We start from the raw sequence: 15,731 nt of genomic DNA on the forward strand, positions 1-15,731 counted from the left end.
ATAGCCATGCCGCCCGCTAACTATCATCGGAGGAACTCATGAATTTATCGCAGCAACTCGCCCACAGCCACCAGCATCAACAGCTGTTGCAACTGACGCATTTCAATCATGAAACTGCTTGGTTGTTAGGTGAAAAAATAAAGCATCAGGCCGAGCAACAAGGTGTGGCGCTGGCTATCAATATCACGGTGAACGGGCAGACTTTATTTAGCTACGCCATGCCCGGCACCAGTGCTGAGAACCGTGATTGGTTACGGCGTAAACGCAATGTTGTGGCGTTATTGGGCACCAGTTCCTATGCCGCCGGGTTAATGCTGCAACAGCGGCAGACCTCACTTGAGGCGCGCTATGGCGTCAGTTCGCGCGATTATGCTGCACTAGGTGGCGGGTTCCCGCTACAGATTAAACAGGCCGGAATTATTGGCAGCGTGAACGTTTCTGGCGCGCCACATTTAGATGATCACAATTTACTGTTGCAAGTATTGGCCGACTTTATCGGTCTTCCTGCGGGCAGTATTGAACTTTTGACTCCCTTGAGTGAATAAGGAATGGCGATGAACCCGACTCTCATTCGTGTTACGCAGCGTATTATTGCGCGGTCTGCGGCGACTCGTACGGCTTATCTACAGCGAATCAGTGCGGCAAAAGAAAACACGGTTCACCGTTCGCAACTGGCTTGCGGCAATCTGGCTCATGGTTTTGCTGCTTGCCAACCTGACGATAAAGCCGCACTGAAAAATATGGTGCGCAGTGACATTGCCATTATTACTTCCTATAACGATATGCTGTCTGCCCATCAACCGTATGAACATTATCCGCAACAGTTGAAAGAGGCGCTGCATAAAGTGGGGGCGGTCGGGCAGGTGGCTGGCGGGGTTCCCGCCATGTGTGATGGGGTAACGCAAGGGCAAGATGGTATGGAACTGTCGCTGATGAGCCGCGATGTGATTGCCATGTCAGCGGCTATCGGCCTATCACACAATATGTTCGATGGCGCTTTATATCTTGGGGTGTGTGACAAAATCGTGCCGGGGTTACTGATGGCTGCTTTGTCATTCGGTCACTTACCGGCGGTTTTCGTTCCCGCCGGGCCGATGAGCAGCGGCTTATCCAATAAAGAAAAAGTGCGGGTGCGGCAACTCTACGCTGAAGGGAAAGTTGACCGGCATGCGCTATTAGAAGCCGAGGCAGCCTCTTATCACAGTGCCGGAACTTGTACATTTTACGGCACTGCCAATTCGAATCAGATGGTGATGGAAGTGATGGGGCTGCACTTGCCCGGCTCTTCATTTATCCAGCCTAACACGCCACTGCGTGATGCTTTAACTGCGGCGGCGGCTCGTCAGGTCACTCGCCTGACACAAATCAGTGGCAACTATCTGCCTATTGGTCAGTTGGTGGACGAAAAAGTGGTGGTCAATGGCATCGTGGCCTTGCTGGCAACCGGTGGTTCGACTAATCACACCATGCATTTGGTGGCAATGGCACGCGCCGCTGGCATTATGATTGATTGGGATGATTTCTCCGAGCTATCGGAAGTGATTCCTCAGCTATGCCGGATTTATCCCAATGGCCCGGCTGATATTAATTATTTTCAGGCTGCCGGTGGGGTGGCCTTGCTGGTAAGAGAATTACTGCAAGGCGGTTTACTGCATGAAGATGTGCATACCGTGGCGGGATTTGGCCTGCAACGTTATACTCAGGAGCCCTATTTGGAAAACGACGAACTGCAATGGCGTAGTGGGCCTGCGCAGTCGTTGGATGATCAAGTGATTGCCTGTTTAGCTCAGCCGTTCTCGCCACATGGAGGCACCAAAGTATTAAGTGGCAATCTGGGGCGAGCGGTGATGAAAACCTCGGCAGTGCCGCATGACCATCAAATTATCGAAGGGCCAGCAGTGGTATTTGAAAGTCAACATGACGTCGGGCCAGCATTTGAATCCGGTGCACTGGACCGGGACTGCGTGGTGGTGGTGCGCTATCAAGGGCCGCGGGCTATTGGTATGCCGGAGCTGCATAAATTGATGCCACCACTGGGGGTGTTATTGGATCGTGGTTTTAAGGTAGCACTGGTGACTGATGGTCGTCTGTCCGGCGCATCGGGTAAGGTACCATCAGCGATTCATGTGACTCCAGAAGCTTATTGTGGCGGTTTACTGGCAAAAATCCGTAATGGTGATCGGGTGCGGGTGGATGGTGTTAGTGGTGAGCTTTCACTGCTGGTGGATGAAGCCGAATTAGCAAGCCGCCACCCGGAAATGCCGGATATTTCAGCGTTCCACGTGGGGTCTGGCCGAGAGTTATTTGGTGCGCTACGTGAGAGATTTACCGGCGCAGAGCAGGGGGCATGTAGTGTTTATGGTTGATTTGGGCTGGGTGATCCGCTTCGGTTGACATGCGATTAGTGGCCACCTCTCCTCAGATGCCCCAGCCGCCAAAGGGGCACAAGATGCACTGAACCCCAGATCTTGGATCTTTTTATTCATGGTTTTGACGTTGAGCGCCATCAGGAATATTGCCGACAAGGATGGAGGGTAGAGTGAGCCGTGAAACTCTAACAGCCAAAACGGCTCACCTAACCCACAAACTCATCATCCACCCAAATCATCCCCACCGCTCCTCAGATAGACTATCCTTACAGGATGATCTTTTTTAATCATGGAGAACGCATATGAATCGAGATAAAGAACAGCAAACCTCACTGGATGACGATCTGACTATGCTGACTGATACGCTGGAAGAGGTGTTGCGGGCTTCTGGTGATGCTGCCGATGAAAGTTATCAGGAAATCAAAGCACGGGCGGAGAAAGCATTAAAGGAGGTTCAATACCGTTTGAGTGGCCGCAGTGAATGCTATATCAAACGGGCGAAAGCGCTCGCGTGCTGTACCGATGATTATGTGCGCGAAAAACCTTGGTGCAGTGTGGGGATTGGCGCAACGGTGGGGTTGGTCGTGGGCTTATTATTGGCTCGCCGCTAAGTGACCTCTCGTACCCGCCAAGCACCTTAAACCCATGTGAAGGGTGGGTGTATTCCTGCCTTTTCACCCTATTAAGAGGTAAGGATAGCTACCGATATCAAATATTAGTGTGATAACGAACAATAACTTTTCAATCTGACTTTTTTTATTATTCATGGCCCGTATAATCCCACTCTTTCTGTTGATTTGCCGAGGTGGTCGTGAAGCAACTTTCTGGTTTGTTGGGCGAATTACGGCAAAAGCTGCGCGCCGGTTTCCCTGACCAGGCCGGTATTCGGCAAATTATCTTGCCCGCGCCGGGGCAAGTGGGGAGCCAATTGCTGGAGTGGCTGGCGGCTCAGTGCCATTTCCCGCAATTCTATTGGCATCATCGTGATGGTCATGAAGAGGCCGCTGTCTGTGGTCAAACCCGCCAGTTTAATGATGTACAATCGGCAGATCAGTTTATCCAGCAGCACCACGCGGTCAGCGGGCTGCGAGTTTGGGGGCTGAATGCATTTGAACCCGTGAGTGTTGCCGCGCCCACAACTGATAATCCCGATAATGTTCAACCCACGCAAACCAGCTTCCTGTTTTTGCCCCGTATTGAAATTTTACGTCGCGGTAATAACACCCATTTGACACTCAATCTGGTTAGCGACTTTTCCCTACAGCAAGATGCGTTACTCGCCATCACCTTTATTGATCAACTGGTTGCCGCCAAACCGCTCCCGGTGCTGGACCAGGTGATTGAGCATGCCAGCCATATGCCGGAATATCCGCAATGGAGCAGCCTGATTCAGCAAGCTCTGGGCTGCATTGAACAGCAAAAGATGGAAAAGGTGGTGTTGGCGCGAGCCACTCATTTAAGGCTGAATAAACCGCTCTCTTGCACCGCTTTTATGGCCGCCAGCCGTCAGGTTAATCACCATTGTTTCCATTATATGTTGCGCTTTGATGCAACGCGGGCATTCCTCGGCTCCAGCCCGGAGCGCCTGTATCTGCGCCAACTTTGCCATCTGGAAACCGAAGCATTGGCGGGTACGGTGTCAAATGACGATGATGCCGCGCAAGCCAGCGAACTGGCTCATTGGCTGATGAATGATGAAAAAAATCAGCGGGAAAACTTACTGGTAGTTGATGATATTTGTCAGCGTTTACAAGGTGGAGTTGTCGCGGTGGATGTGATGCCGCCGGAAGTTATCAGGTTGCGTAAAGTCCAGCATTTACGCCGTCGCATTCATGCCGAACTTCATCGCACCAGTGATACTGATTGCTTACAACGGCTCCAGCCAACCGCAGCGGTAGCGGGTTTACCGCGCAATATTGCCCGGCAGTTTATTGCAGAAAATGAACCTTTTTCTCGCGGCTGGTATGCCGGTTCGGCGGGATATCTTTCACAGAAACAGAGTGAATTCAGTGTCACTCTGCGTTCAGCATGGGTGGAGGAACAATTGCTCCATCTGTATGCCGGTGCAGGTATCGTTGCGGGTTCTGATGCCGAGCAAGAGTGGCATGAAATTAATAATAAATCGGCTGGTTTGCGAACGTTGCTCACTCAGCAACAGCAACATAATATTTCATAAAATGCGGTAATTAACCGCACCAGTTATGTGGATAGATTGTGGCTCCTATGCGGCAGGTGTAAACTGTCAAAAAAGGTCACAACTCGGCAAATGTAAGCCACTTATGTTGTATAGATCGGTAAAAATTTAACCATTAATCAGTCACTCCGGGATTTTTCAGAGGACAATTTTGTTCCTCGTGCTGATTATCGGGATCGCAGTGTCTGTTAACTGACTTTTGGGCGAACCATGTCGACAAGCGTTTTTAACCGTCGTTGGGCGGCATTACTACTGGAGGCGTTAACTCGCCACGGTGTACGTCATATCTGTATTGCTCCGGGTTCCCGTTCAACACCCTTAACTTTGGCGGCTGCCGCGAACCCGTCACTGGTTTGTCATACCCATTTTGATGAGCGTGGCTTAGGGCATCTGGCCTTGGGGTTGGCGAAAGCCTCCACTGAGCCGGTGGCGGTGATTGTCACTTCCGGCACTGCTGCTGCCAATCTCTATCCGGCCTTAATTGAGGCCGGACTGACGGGGGAGCGCTTGATATTACTGACCGCTGACCGCCCGCCGGAATTAATTGATTGCGGGGCGAATCAGGCCATTCGACAATCAGGGCTGTTTGCCAGCCATCCCACTGTCACACTTAATTTGCCGCGTCCCACCCCCGATATTCCAGCCAGTTGGCTGGTGTCTACCCTCGACAGTGCCATGGCGCAATTACATCATGGCGGCCTGCATGTTAACTGCCCATTTGCGGAGCCGCTCTATGGCGGTGATGACCAACTTTATGCTGATTGGTCTGCCAGCCTGGGTGACTGGTGGCAAGATTGCCATCCGTGGTTACGTCAGTCCCGCAATTTACCCCATATACAACAAGCCGATTGGTTCTCCTGGCGTCAAAAACGCGGCGTCGTCATTGCCGGTCGGATGAGTGCCGAAGAGGGGAGCCAACTGGCTGAATGGGCGCAACTGTTGGGCTGGCCATTGATTGGCGATGTGCTCTCACAAACCGGCCAGCCCTTACCTTGCGCTGATTTATGGCTCGAGCATCCGGGCGCTCAGCGTGTTCTGGCACAGGCACAGATAGTGTTGCAGTTTGGTAGCAGCCTGACCGGTAAGCGCCTGTTGCAATGGCAAGAGCAGTGCCAGCCGCAGGAGTATTGGCTGGTGGATTCATTACCGGGCCGCCTTGATCCGGCTAATCATCGGGGGCGTAGAATTATTTCGCCAGTAAATGAGTGGCTGGAACAGCACCCGGCACAGCGCCGTACTCCGTGGGCGACCGAGCTTGTTCTGTGGTCAGAAAATGCCCATGCCCTGGTGGCACAAACATTGAACGACCAATTCAGTGAGGCGGCAGTAGCGCATCAACTTGTCGAATTATTGCCGGATAATGGCCAGCTTTTTGTCGGTAACAGTTTGATTGTTCGCTTGATTGACGCTCTGGGGCAATTACCGGTGGGCTATCCGGTTTACAGTAACCGCGGGGCCAGCGGTATTGATGGTCTGTTATCGACTGCAGCCGGTGTTCAGCGAGCCACTGCTAAGCCGACACTGGCGATTGTCGGGGATTTATCGGCTCTATATGATCTTAATGCCCTGGCATTATTGCGCCAAAGTTCAGCGCCGACCGTGCTGCTGGTGATGAACAATAATGGCGGGCAGATTTTCTCTCTGTTGCCGACCCCAGAAGCAGACCGCCAACGCTTTTACTGCATGCCGCAAAATGTGAATTTTGAACATGCCGCTGCTATGTTTGGCTTAGGTTATGCCCGGCCAGAGAGCATGTTGATGCTGCAACAGCAGATAGAACAATGTTGGCTACACGGCGGTGTGACACTGATTGAAATCGTGGTACCACCAAGCCAAGGGGCAGAAACGCTGCAACAACTGGTGCAACAGGTGGCCCAACTATGACACTGGCTTGCCGTAAACTCGATCCACACCCGCAATCCTCTGCGCAGCAACATAGCGGGCCATGGCTGGTCTGGCTGCATGGTTTATTGGGCAGCGGTCAGGATTGGCTGCCGGTAGCAGAATTGTGTGGTGATTATCCCTCACTGCTGGTTGATCTGCCGGGCCACGGTAACTCTGCCACTCTGACCACCAGCGGCTTTGCTGATATCAGCCGCCAGTTAGCACAAACATTGCAGGCTAACGGCATTCACGAATATTGGCTGGCAGGCTACTCTTTAGGCGGCAGAATCGCGATGTATCATGCTTGTTATGGTAGCCATCGCGGTATGCAGGGGTTATTGGTCGAAGGGGGAAACCTCGGGTTGGAAAGTGATGAATTACGGGCTCAGCGGTTACAGCAAGACCGTCAATGGGCACAACGTTTTCGTCACGAACCTTTGCCACAAGTATTGGCAGATTGGTATCAGCAGGATGTGTTTGCTGATTTAGATGCGCAGCAACGGGAACAATTAGTGTTATTGCGCGCCGCTAACCATGGCCCGGCGGTGGCCGATATGCTGGAAGCCACCTCCCTTGGGCATCAGCCTTGGCTATTACCAGCCTTACAGAGACTTAATGTCCCTTATACTTATTTGTGTGGCGCAAAAGATAGTAAATTCCAGCAATTGGCTCATCAATATCAGCTGCCATTACGCACACTGGCCCGCGCTGGGCACAATGCGCACCGGGCAAATCCCGGCGCTTTTGCCGCGCAGGTACTTTCGTTTTTGTCCCTCTCCCGTTAAAGGAATGCTTACTATGCTGTATCCGAGCGAAGAACAACTGTACGCCGCCATCGAGTGGCAGGATTGCTCCGCCGGGTTTGAAGATATTCGTTATCACAAATCCAGCGATGGGATTGCCAAAATCACCATTAACCGTCCACATGTGCGTAATGCATTTCGTCCGTTAACGGTTAAAGAGATGATTCAGGCGCTGGCTGATGCTCGCTATGATGACAATATCGGAGTGATCATTCTGACCGGTGAAGGTGAAAAAGCCTTCTGCTCTGGCGGTGATCAGAAAGTCCGTGGTGACTACGGCGGCTATCAAGATAACAGTGGTGTTCATCACCTGAATGTTCTGGATTTCCAACGCCAGATCCGCACCTGTCCAAAACCCGTTGTGGCAATGGTTGCTGGCTATTCTATTGGTGGCGGCCATGTATTGCATATGATGTGTGACCTTACCGTGGCCGCTGATAATGCCATTTTCGGCCAAACCGGCCCTAAAGTCGGTTCATTCGATGGTGGCTGGGGCGCGGCTTATATGGCGCGGATTGTGGGTCAGAAGAAAGCGCGTGAAATCTGGTTCCTGTGCCGCCAATATGATGCTAAACAAGCACTGGATATGGGACTGGTCAATACCGTGGTACCGCTTGCTGAGTTAGAAAAAGAGACGGTACGCTGGTGTCGCGAAATGCTGCAAAACAGCCCAATGGCATTGCGTTGCCTCAAAGCCGCGCTGAATGCTGACTGCGACGGTCAGGCGGGTCTGCAAGAGTTGGCGGGCAATGCCACTATGCTGTTCTATATGACAGATGAAGGCCAGGAAGGGCGTAATGCATTCAATGAAAAACGCCAGCCAGACTTCAGCAAATTCAAGCGTAATCCATAATGCGCGCGGCCACACTTTACCGCTATAGCATCCCGATGGATGCCGGGGTGATCCTGCGTCATCAACGGCTGAAAAGTCGTGATGGGTTATTGGTGAAGTTGCAGCAAGGCGAGCAAACCGGCTGGGGGGAAATTGCTCCCCTGCCGGAGTTCAGTCAGGAAACCCTGGATCAGGCGCAAACGGCGGCCACTCAGTGGCTACAAAACTGGGTCAAGGGTGAGGAACTCTCACTCGGCACGCTGCCTTCGGTGGCTTTTGGCCTCAGTTGCGCGCAAGCAGAGCTTGAGCAATCTTTGCCAATGACCGCCGATTACCGCAAAGCGCCACTTTGTAGTGGCGATCCTGACGAGTTGTTCGCCGTGCTTCAGGCACTGCCCGGTGAGAAGGTTGCCAAGGTGAAGGTCGGGCTGTATGAAGCTGTGCGTGACGGGATGATCGTCAATGTGCTGTTGGAAGCCTTACCTGACTTAACACTGCGGCTGGATGCTAATCGCAGTTGGACCAGAGCAAAGGCCGATGGATTTGCCAAATATGTGAATCCTGAACTGCGTTCGCGCATCGCATTTCTGGAAGAACCGTGCAAAACCCGGGCTGAATCCCGCGAGTTTGCTCGTGACACCGGGATTGCCATCGCTTGGGACGAAAGTGTTCGCGAGGCTGATTTTCAGGTGGAAGCCGAGCCGGGCGTCGCCGCGATAGTCATCAAACCGACGCTCGTGGGCAGCATCGCACGTTGCCAACAGCTGGTGCAGCAAGCCCATCAGGCGGGGTTGGTGGCGGTTATCAGCTCCAGTATTGAGTCGAGTCTGGGGTTGACTCAATTAGCACGGTTAGCGAACTGGCTGACACCGGCAACGGTTCCGGGGTTGGATACACTGGATTTGATGCAAGCGCAATTAATACGCCCATGGCCTGAGAGCAGTTTGCCGTTAGTAACCCTGGACCAACTGGATGTGTTATGGCACAGCTAACCGACTGGCCCTGGCAACATTGGGCCAATCAGCGGCCTCAGACAGTCGCGCTCCGTGTGGGGTCGCAGCTGATCAGTTGGCAACAGTTCGCTACGGATATTGATAATCTGGCCGGTAGTTTTCAGCAGCAAGGCGTAACGCCCGGCAGCGCTATCGTGCTGCGGGGTAAAAACAGTTATTCATTGCTGCTGGCCTATCTGGCCGGGTTGCAATGTGCGGCGCGCATTTTACCCCTCAATCCTCAATTGCCCGAGGCGTTGTTAACCTCACTGCTGCCACAGTTTGATATTGATTTTATGCTGAATCTGGCTGATCCATTACCTGCGCCATTAACCTTTCTTCCGCTACATCTCAGTGCTGAGAATTTCGCGCCTCAAGTGGTGCCATGGGATAGCCAGCGACTGGCGACTATGACATTAACCTCTGGTTCCTCGGGTTTGCCCAAGGCGGCGGTCCATACTCTGGCGGCCCATCTGGCCAGTGCAGAGGGCGTATTGCAGTTAATGCATTTCACAGCGGAAGACAGTTGGCTGCTCTCGTTGCCGCTATTTCATGTGTCGGGGCAGGGCATTGTCTGGCGCTGGTTAAGTGTCGGAGCTACTTTGGTGGTGCAAACCGGTATGAACTTATCCGATGCCTTAGCCGGATGCAGCCACGCGTCACTGGTGCCGACCCAACTCTGGCGTCTGTTAGAGGGGGCCGACAGTAAGCTTAGCTTGCAAGAGGTGCTGCTAGGGGGGGCGAGTATTCCAACCGAACTGACCGAGCAAGCAGAGGCTCGTGGTATTCGCTGTTGGTGTGGCTATGGTTTGACTGAAGCCGCCTCGACAGTTTGTGCCAAGCGGGCCGACGGCTTACCCGGTGTCGGTATCGCTCTTGCGGGGCGGCAAGTGAAGCTGGTTGCAGAGGAAGTCTGGGTTAAAGCCGATTGTCTGGCTGCCGGGTATTGGCGACAAGGCCAGCTACAGCCACTGACCGACAGTGATGGCTGGTTCCACACCCGTGATCGCGGTATGTGGCAACAAGATGAGCTGCGGATTCTTGGGCGGCTGGATAATGTCTTTTTCAGTGGTGGCGAGGGTATCCAACCCGAAGATATCGAGCGGATTTTGCTGCAATATCCCGGCATACAGCAAGCCTTTATACTGCCCATCCCCGACCCAGAATTTGGTCATCGTCCGGTCGCCGTGATTGATACCAATAGCATGCTGGATGAAGCAGCGCTAGCCGATTGGCTTAGGCCGCAATTAGCTGTATTCCAGCGCCCGCTGGCTTTTTATCGTTTACCTGATGAACTGAAAAACGGCGGAATTAAGGTTTCGCGGCGGTTGGTGGCTGAGTTTATTAAAAATGAACTCCATTTAAAAACAGCAAAATAAAAACCCCTCAAGCGAGGGGTTTTTTATAAACGTCTTAATTTAATCCCAGCGCTTTCTTCACGCCATTACCGTAATCAGGATGAACCTTGGTAAACAGCTCTACCTGACGACGTTGGATCTCTTCCGGAACTTGAGATAGTTCACCGGCAATACGGGCAAACATCCGTTGATGTTCTTCTGCACTGAGCAGGTTGAATAGCGCCCGTGGTTGTGAGAAGTAATCTTCATCTTCGCGATGATTCCAGTGATCTGCCGCCCCTTCCAGTGTTAATGGCGGTTCGCTGAAATCAGGTTGTTCCTGGAACAAACCAAAACTGTTTGGTTCGTAAGTCGCGGTATTGCCACTGTTACCATCAACGCGCATTGCGCCGTCGCGATGATAATTGTGGAATGGACATTTAGCACTGTTCACCGGGATCTGATGATGGTTAACCCCCAAACGATAACGTGCAGCATCGCCGTAGGAGAACAGACGGCCTTGCAGCATACGGTCAGGAGAGAAACTCACTCCCGGAACCACGTTGGCGGGGTTAAATGAGGCTTGCTCAACTTCGGCGAAGTAGTTTTCCGGGTTACGGTTTAACTCGAAGAAACCCACATCAATTAATGGATAATCGCCGTGTGGCCACACCTTGGTCAGGTCAAACGGATTATAAGGCGTTTGTGATGCTTCATGCTCTGGCATTATCTGAATCTGTAGATTCCAACGCGGGAAGTCACCACGTTCGATTGCTTCGTACAAATCACGCTGTGAACTTTCTCTGTCTGTGCCAACCAGTTTTTCAGCTTCATCATCCATAAGATTTTCAATGCCTTGTTGGCAGCGGAAATGGAATTTAACCCAGAAACGCTCATTGTTGGCATTGATAAAACTGAAGGTATGACTGCCGAATCCGTGCATGTGGCGATAAGATTTTGGCAGGCCGCGGTCACTGAAATCGATGGTGAGCTGGTGTAGCGATTCTGGTAGCTGGGAGAAGAAATCCCACTTATAAATTGGGTTACGCAGGTTGGTGCGTGGGTCGCGTTTTACTACGTGGTTTAAGTCGGGGAACTTCAGCGGGTCACGTAAATAAAACACTGGCGTGTCATTACCGACTAAATCCCAGTTGCCTTCTTCGGTGTAATATTTCATGGCGAAACCACGAATATCACGCTCAGCATCAGCAGCACCACGTTCGCCAGCAACGGTTGAGAAGCGGACAAACATTTCAGTTTGCTTACCAATCTCGGAGAAAATTTTTGCTCGTGTGTATCGGGTAATATCGTGAGTCACGGTAAACGTACCGTAAGCACCAGAACCTTTAGCATGCATGCGGCGCTCTGGGATAACTTCGCGGTCGAAATGGGCTAGTTTTTCCAGGAACCACACGTCTTGCAGTAACATCGGGCCACGTCGGCCTGCAGTAACAACATTATTATTATCAACAACGGGAGCACCAGCTGCGGTCGTTAATCCTTTCTTTTTGCTCATCATTTTCTCCAGTATAGCTGTTGAATTGATTGCGTTTTCGGGTGTTTTAAAGCATTACATCGCGCCAAAAGCCTGATTGACAAGATAATAACTTAAACAACATCAGGGATTTATTCTTTGATCTCCACACTAGTTGTAGCCTTATTGCCGCGATTCAGCAAATAGGCACGCCTTATCGTTACTATCGCCAACATAAGACATATAAATTGCATAACTATTTACAATCATTTGAAATACTGTGGTATTTAATCGTTTTTTCCGTGTGTTTATGGGCTTTTTTTCGGTTAAACTCGGTACAGGAAAAACCTGTTAGCCAGAGTTTGCTCATGGGTGACATCACGAATAATGAGAGAAAAATATGAAGAAGCATTTAATTGCGGGCGCTGCCAGCTTGCTGTTTGTGGCGGGTTCAGCCAGTGCAGTGAGTTTTAACGCCGAAACCGGGCGTCATTACACCAACTTAGGATTCGGCCTTGGCACTAACACTGGCGGCCTGGCTATCAGTGGTAACTGGGCGCGTAGTGACCATGACGGAGATATCTACGGCATGGGCTTGGGCTTCAATTTACCGATTGGCCCAATGATGGCCACTGTCGGCGGGAAAGGCATTTATATGTCACCAGAAGACGGTAGCAATGGCGGTGCGATTGCGATTGGCGGCGGTTTAACCTATCCAATCAACAAGTCATTCACTTTATACGGTGAAGGCTATTTCGCCCCAGAAGAGTTGACTAGCGGCATGAAATCTTACAGCGAAGCCAACGGTGGCGTGCGCTGGAGTGTCTTCCGCCCACTGACTGTTGATGTCGGTTATCGCTATATCAATATGGAAGGTAAAGAAGGGCATCGTGATAATCGCCTGGCGGATGGGGTGTATATTGGTGCCGGCCTGAACTTCTAATTCCCATATGCCCTTGAGGCTACAGCGGTGTTAGCGGCACTTACTCCCCCGAACCACTGACTTAAGTCAGCTCATCGGGATGAGTTCGTTTGCTGCCTTGCTGTAGCCCCAATGGCTGCGGGCGTTTGGCTACTGCGCGTCATCACGCCGCGCTGGGCGCACTCAGATTGACTTAGCGCGCTACGCCTTAATGGTTGTATGGTTAAAACTGATTACCGGGGAAAACTTACCCAACCGCAGGTAGCGCGCCAGTAACAATTCCCACCTGAATACTAATGACCACAACTCCACAAGCAAATACCGCGGCCAGTGCCGGTTTCCCGCCCCAGACTCGATAACTTCCCTGATGGATTTTACGTGCTTTCCACGCCAGCATCGCGGGCAGAATTAATGCCAACACGGATAGTGCGACGGCGGCAAAGCCCAGCGCCATGATAAAGCCACGTGGATAAAACAGCGCGAACAGCAGCGGCGGCACAAAGGTAATGACGCCGGTTTGCAGGCGGCCGCGCACTGAATTACGGCGTTTAAATAAGTCTGCTAGATAGTCAAACAGCCCTAATGCCACTCCGAGGAATGAGGTTGCCAGCGCCAAATCGGCAAACAAGTGAACCGCCAGCTCAACATGGGGAGAGGCCACCACATCGCGCACCGCTTGCAATAACCCATTCAAACCAGCTTGCTGCGCCAAAATACCCATAAAAGTCGGGGAGGAAATAGAGCCTAACGTGGTCAATTGCCAGAAAATATAAGCAATTAGCGGAATGGCGCTGCCGATAATAAATACCCAGCGCAGTTTGCGAATATTGCCGCCCATATAATTGACAATACTTGGTACGCTGCCATGAAAACCAAATGAAGTGAAAATCACTGGAATAGCCGAGAGAGCCAGCCCTTGTTCCAATGGCAGCGTCAATAAGTTGGTTTTTTCAATATGCGGCATCATCAATGCCAACATCACAATCAGGAAGATAATTTTGGCGCTGAAGAGGATACGGTTAAATAAATCGACCGAGTGGGTTCCGATACAGACCACGCCACCGGCAACCAGGGTGAACAGCAGCACGCCGAGTGAGGTGGGAAATGAGTGCTGAGTCCATTGGCTGATACTGGTTGCCAGCAATTCGCCTGCACCACTGATATAGGCTGCCGTCAGTGCATACATCAGAAACATCATGCTAAAGCCGGTGATCCATTGGCCTCGATTGCCGAGATAACGTTTAGCCAAGGTACCCAGCCCGGTATCTGCCGCTTCGTGCTGATAGACTTCAACTAAGAGTAATGCGGTATAACACATTAATAACCAAAGAGAAATTAACAATGCAAGTGTAACGCCAAAGCCAACACCGGCAGCGGCCAGTGGCATAGCCAGCATACCTGCACCAATGGTGGTGCCGGCAACGATAAATATACTGCCCAGAGTGCGATTCTTCACGCTTTCCTCTACTACATGACAATTTATTGGAATTATTGAGTGCAGCAGAGTAGTAGATTGGCCTATTTGTGTCAAATCGACGTTACGCGCAGTGTAATATTATGTTTACATTAATAGGTGTATGAAAACAGATACATTTATTGCGCTTATTTTTTATCCCAGTGGGAAATGATTGTGTTTAGGTGCTGAGATTCATAAAGTGAGTGGTATGGGTTGAACGGAGAAGAAAATGATCAGAGTTGAGATGTTGAGTACCGGGGATGAAGTGCTACATGGGCAGATTATTGATACCAATGCTGCATGGCTGGCAGATTATTTGTTTAATCAGGGATTACCCATCAGCAGTAGGGAAACTGTCGGTGATTCACTCTCGGCTCTTATTGAGGTGTTAACTGAGCGCAGCCAGGTGGCCGATGTGTTGATTGTCAATGGCGGGCTTGGGCCAACCAGTGATGATCTGAGTGCATTGGCGGCAGCGCGAGCCGCTGGAACGGAGCTGATTGAGCATCCTGAATGGATTGCGCGGATGGAGGCTTTCTTTCATGAGCGCGGCAGGGTGATGTCGTCGACTAACCGCAAGCAAGCCCATATTCCGGCCAATGCAGAAATGCTGGATAACCCGGTTGGTACTGCCTGTGGTTTCGCATTACAGCTTAATAAGTGCTTAATGTTTTTCACCCCCGGCGTGCCGTCAGAATTTAAAGTGATGGTTAAGCAGCAGATTATGCCGCGGTTACGCCAGCATTTTGAGGTGGCTGAGCCACCATTATGTTTACGAATGACCACCTTTGGTCGCTCTGAAAGTGATTTGGCGCTAGAGCTAGACCCGCTGTCACTCCCACAGGGGGCGGTGCTCGGTTATCGTTCATCTGCACCTATCATTGAATTGAAGTTAACCGGACCAGCCTCGCAGCGTGCGGCGATGGAGCAAGTGTGGCAGCAGGTAAGGGCGGTGGCGGGCGACAGCACCATCTTTGAAGGTACTCAAGGTTTGCCAGCATTGTTGGCTGAACAATTGACGCAGCGCGGGTTGCTGTTGGCGGTCAGCGAGCAATTTACTGGCGGATTGATGCACTGGCAGTTACAGAGTGCGAGCGCGCCATTGGCGGGGGGCGAGCTATTACCGGCTCATTGCCAAGAATCCTTAACCGAAGTTGCCAGCCGTGCTCAGTCATTATCTATGCTGTGCGGTGCGCAGGTGGTGCTGGCTGTGAGTACCATGCAAAATGATCGTTTAAGTGTGGCGCTGCATACCCCTGATGGGACTTTTGCCCAGACAGTACGTTATCAGGCCAGCCGCCATGGATTGCGTATTCGTCAGGAAAGTAGCGCCATGCTGGCATTGGATATGTTACGCCGCTGGCTGAAGGGCAGCCCAGTCTGCGGTCAACACGGCTGGCTGGAAGTGGTTGAGATTTTGTAATTATCGCAGAAACGAAAAGGCAGAATTTATATTCTGCCTTTTGTG

Annotated in this window: 13 protein-coding genes; 11 read left to right on the plus strand and 2 right to left on the minus strand. The window is 51.5% G+C overall.

What is annotated here, in order from left to right; all coding sequences use genetic code 11:
• The first annotated feature begins 38 nt into the window (after positions 1 to 38).
• The 9 genes from FTA96_RS14950 (at position 39) to menE (ending at position 10,453) form a co-directional block, all read left to right on the plus strand.
• Positions 39 to 545: a heme-degrading domain-containing protein gene (locus FTA96_RS14950; protein ID WP_050120850.1), complete on the plus strand. Its 507-nt coding sequence runs from the start codon at positions 39 to 41 to the stop codon at positions 543 to 545.
• A 9-nt stretch (positions 546 to 554) separates the two neighbouring features.
• A complete protein-coding gene (gene edd / locus FTA96_RS14955; protein WP_186372881.1) occupies positions 555 to 2,366 on the plus strand; it encodes a phosphogluconate dehydratase in 1,812 nt (603 codons plus the stop codon).
• A gap of 305 nt (positions 2,367 to 2,671) precedes the next feature.
• The gene (locus FTA96_RS14960) at positions 2,672 to 2,980 is read left to right on the plus strand and encodes a DUF883 domain-containing protein (RefSeq protein WP_050106121.1); all 309 of its coding nucleotides are present in this window, start codon (positions 2,672 to 2,674) and stop codon (positions 2,978 to 2,980) included.
• Between the two features lie 200 nt (positions 2,981 to 3,180).
• Entirely contained in the window at positions 3,181 to 4,545 is a 1,365-nt protein-coding gene (gene menF / locus FTA96_RS14965; RefSeq protein WP_145574206.1) for an isochorismate synthase MenF, read from the plus strand.
• Between the two features lie 228 nt (positions 4,546 to 4,773).
• Positions 4,774 to 6,447 (plus strand): 2-succinyl-5-enolpyruvyl-6-hydroxy-3-cyclohexene-1-carboxylic-acid synthase, encoded by a 1,674-nt coding sequence (gene menD, locus FTA96_RS14970; RefSeq protein WP_050106123.1) that lies wholly within the window; start codon positions 4,774 to 4,776, stop codon positions 6,445 to 6,447.
• Positions 6,444 to 7,232 (plus strand): 2-succinyl-6-hydroxy-2,4-cyclohexadiene-1-carboxylate synthase, encoded by a 789-nt coding sequence (gene menH, locus FTA96_RS14975; RefSeq protein WP_050132945.1) that lies wholly within the window; start codon positions 6,444 to 6,446, stop codon positions 7,230 to 7,232. The genes menD and menH overlap by 4 nt, the downstream gene beginning before the upstream one ends.
• Before the next feature lie 13 nt (positions 7,233 to 7,245).
• Positions 7,246 to 8,103 carry a 1,4-dihydroxy-2-naphthoyl-CoA synthase gene (menB, locus tag FTA96_RS14980; protein WP_050106125.1) on the plus strand — a complete coding sequence of 286 codons (858 nt, stop codon included), beginning with the start codon at positions 7,246 to 7,248 and terminating at the stop codon, positions 8,101 to 8,103.
• On the plus strand, positions 8,103 to 9,074 hold the full coding sequence (menC, locus tag FTA96_RS14985; protein ID WP_050106126.1) for an o-succinylbenzoate synthase: 972 nt from the start codon (positions 8,103 to 8,105) through the stop codon (positions 9,072 to 9,074). Before menB ends, menC begins: the two co-directional genes overlap by 1 nt.
• Positions 9,062 to 10,453: an o-succinylbenzoate--CoA ligase gene (menE, locus tag FTA96_RS14990; RefSeq protein WP_145574208.1), complete on the plus strand. Its 1,392-nt coding sequence runs from the start codon at positions 9,062 to 9,064 to the stop codon at positions 10,451 to 10,453. Before menC ends, menE begins: the two co-directional genes overlap by 13 nt.
• Positions 10,454 to 10,487: 34 nt before the next feature.
• On the opposite strand, the gene FTA96_RS14995 is transcribed toward menE, so the two are convergent.
• Complete coding sequence (locus tag FTA96_RS14995; RefSeq protein ID WP_050106128.1) at positions 10,488 to 11,927, minus strand: catalase; 1,440 nt, start codon at positions 11,925 to 11,927, stop codon at positions 10,488 to 10,490.
• A gap of 358 nt (positions 11,928 to 12,285) precedes the next feature.
• On the opposite strand from FTA96_RS14995, the gene FTA96_RS15000 reads away from it, so the two are divergent.
• Positions 12,286 to 12,828, plus strand: coding sequence for a YfaZ family protein (locus FTA96_RS15000; RefSeq protein ID WP_050120856.1), 543 nt, complete (start codon positions 12,286 to 12,288; stop codon positions 12,826 to 12,828).
• 226 nt (positions 12,829 to 13,054) lie between these two features.
• On the opposite strand, the gene tyrP is transcribed toward FTA96_RS15000, so the two are convergent.
• The gene (gene tyrP / locus FTA96_RS15005) at positions 13,055 to 14,263 is read right to left on the minus strand and encodes a tyrosine transporter TyrP (RefSeq protein ID WP_050106130.1); all 1,209 of its coding nucleotides are present in this window, start codon (positions 14,261 to 14,263) and stop codon (positions 13,055 to 13,057) included.
• A gap of 229 nt (positions 14,264 to 14,492) precedes the next feature.
• On the opposite strand from tyrP, the gene FTA96_RS15010 reads away from it, so the two are divergent.
• Positions 14,493 to 15,686, plus strand: coding sequence for a nicotinamide mononucleotide deamidase-related protein YfaY (locus FTA96_RS15010; protein WP_050106131.1), 1,194 nt, complete (start codon positions 14,493 to 14,495; stop codon positions 15,684 to 15,686).
• Positions 15,687 to 15,731: the final 45 nt, after the last annotated feature.

The sequence above is a fragment of the Yersinia alsatica genome (assembly GCF_902170305.1).
GTDB lineage: Bacteria > Pseudomonadota > Gammaproteobacteria > Enterobacterales > Enterobacteriaceae > Yersinia > Yersinia alsatica.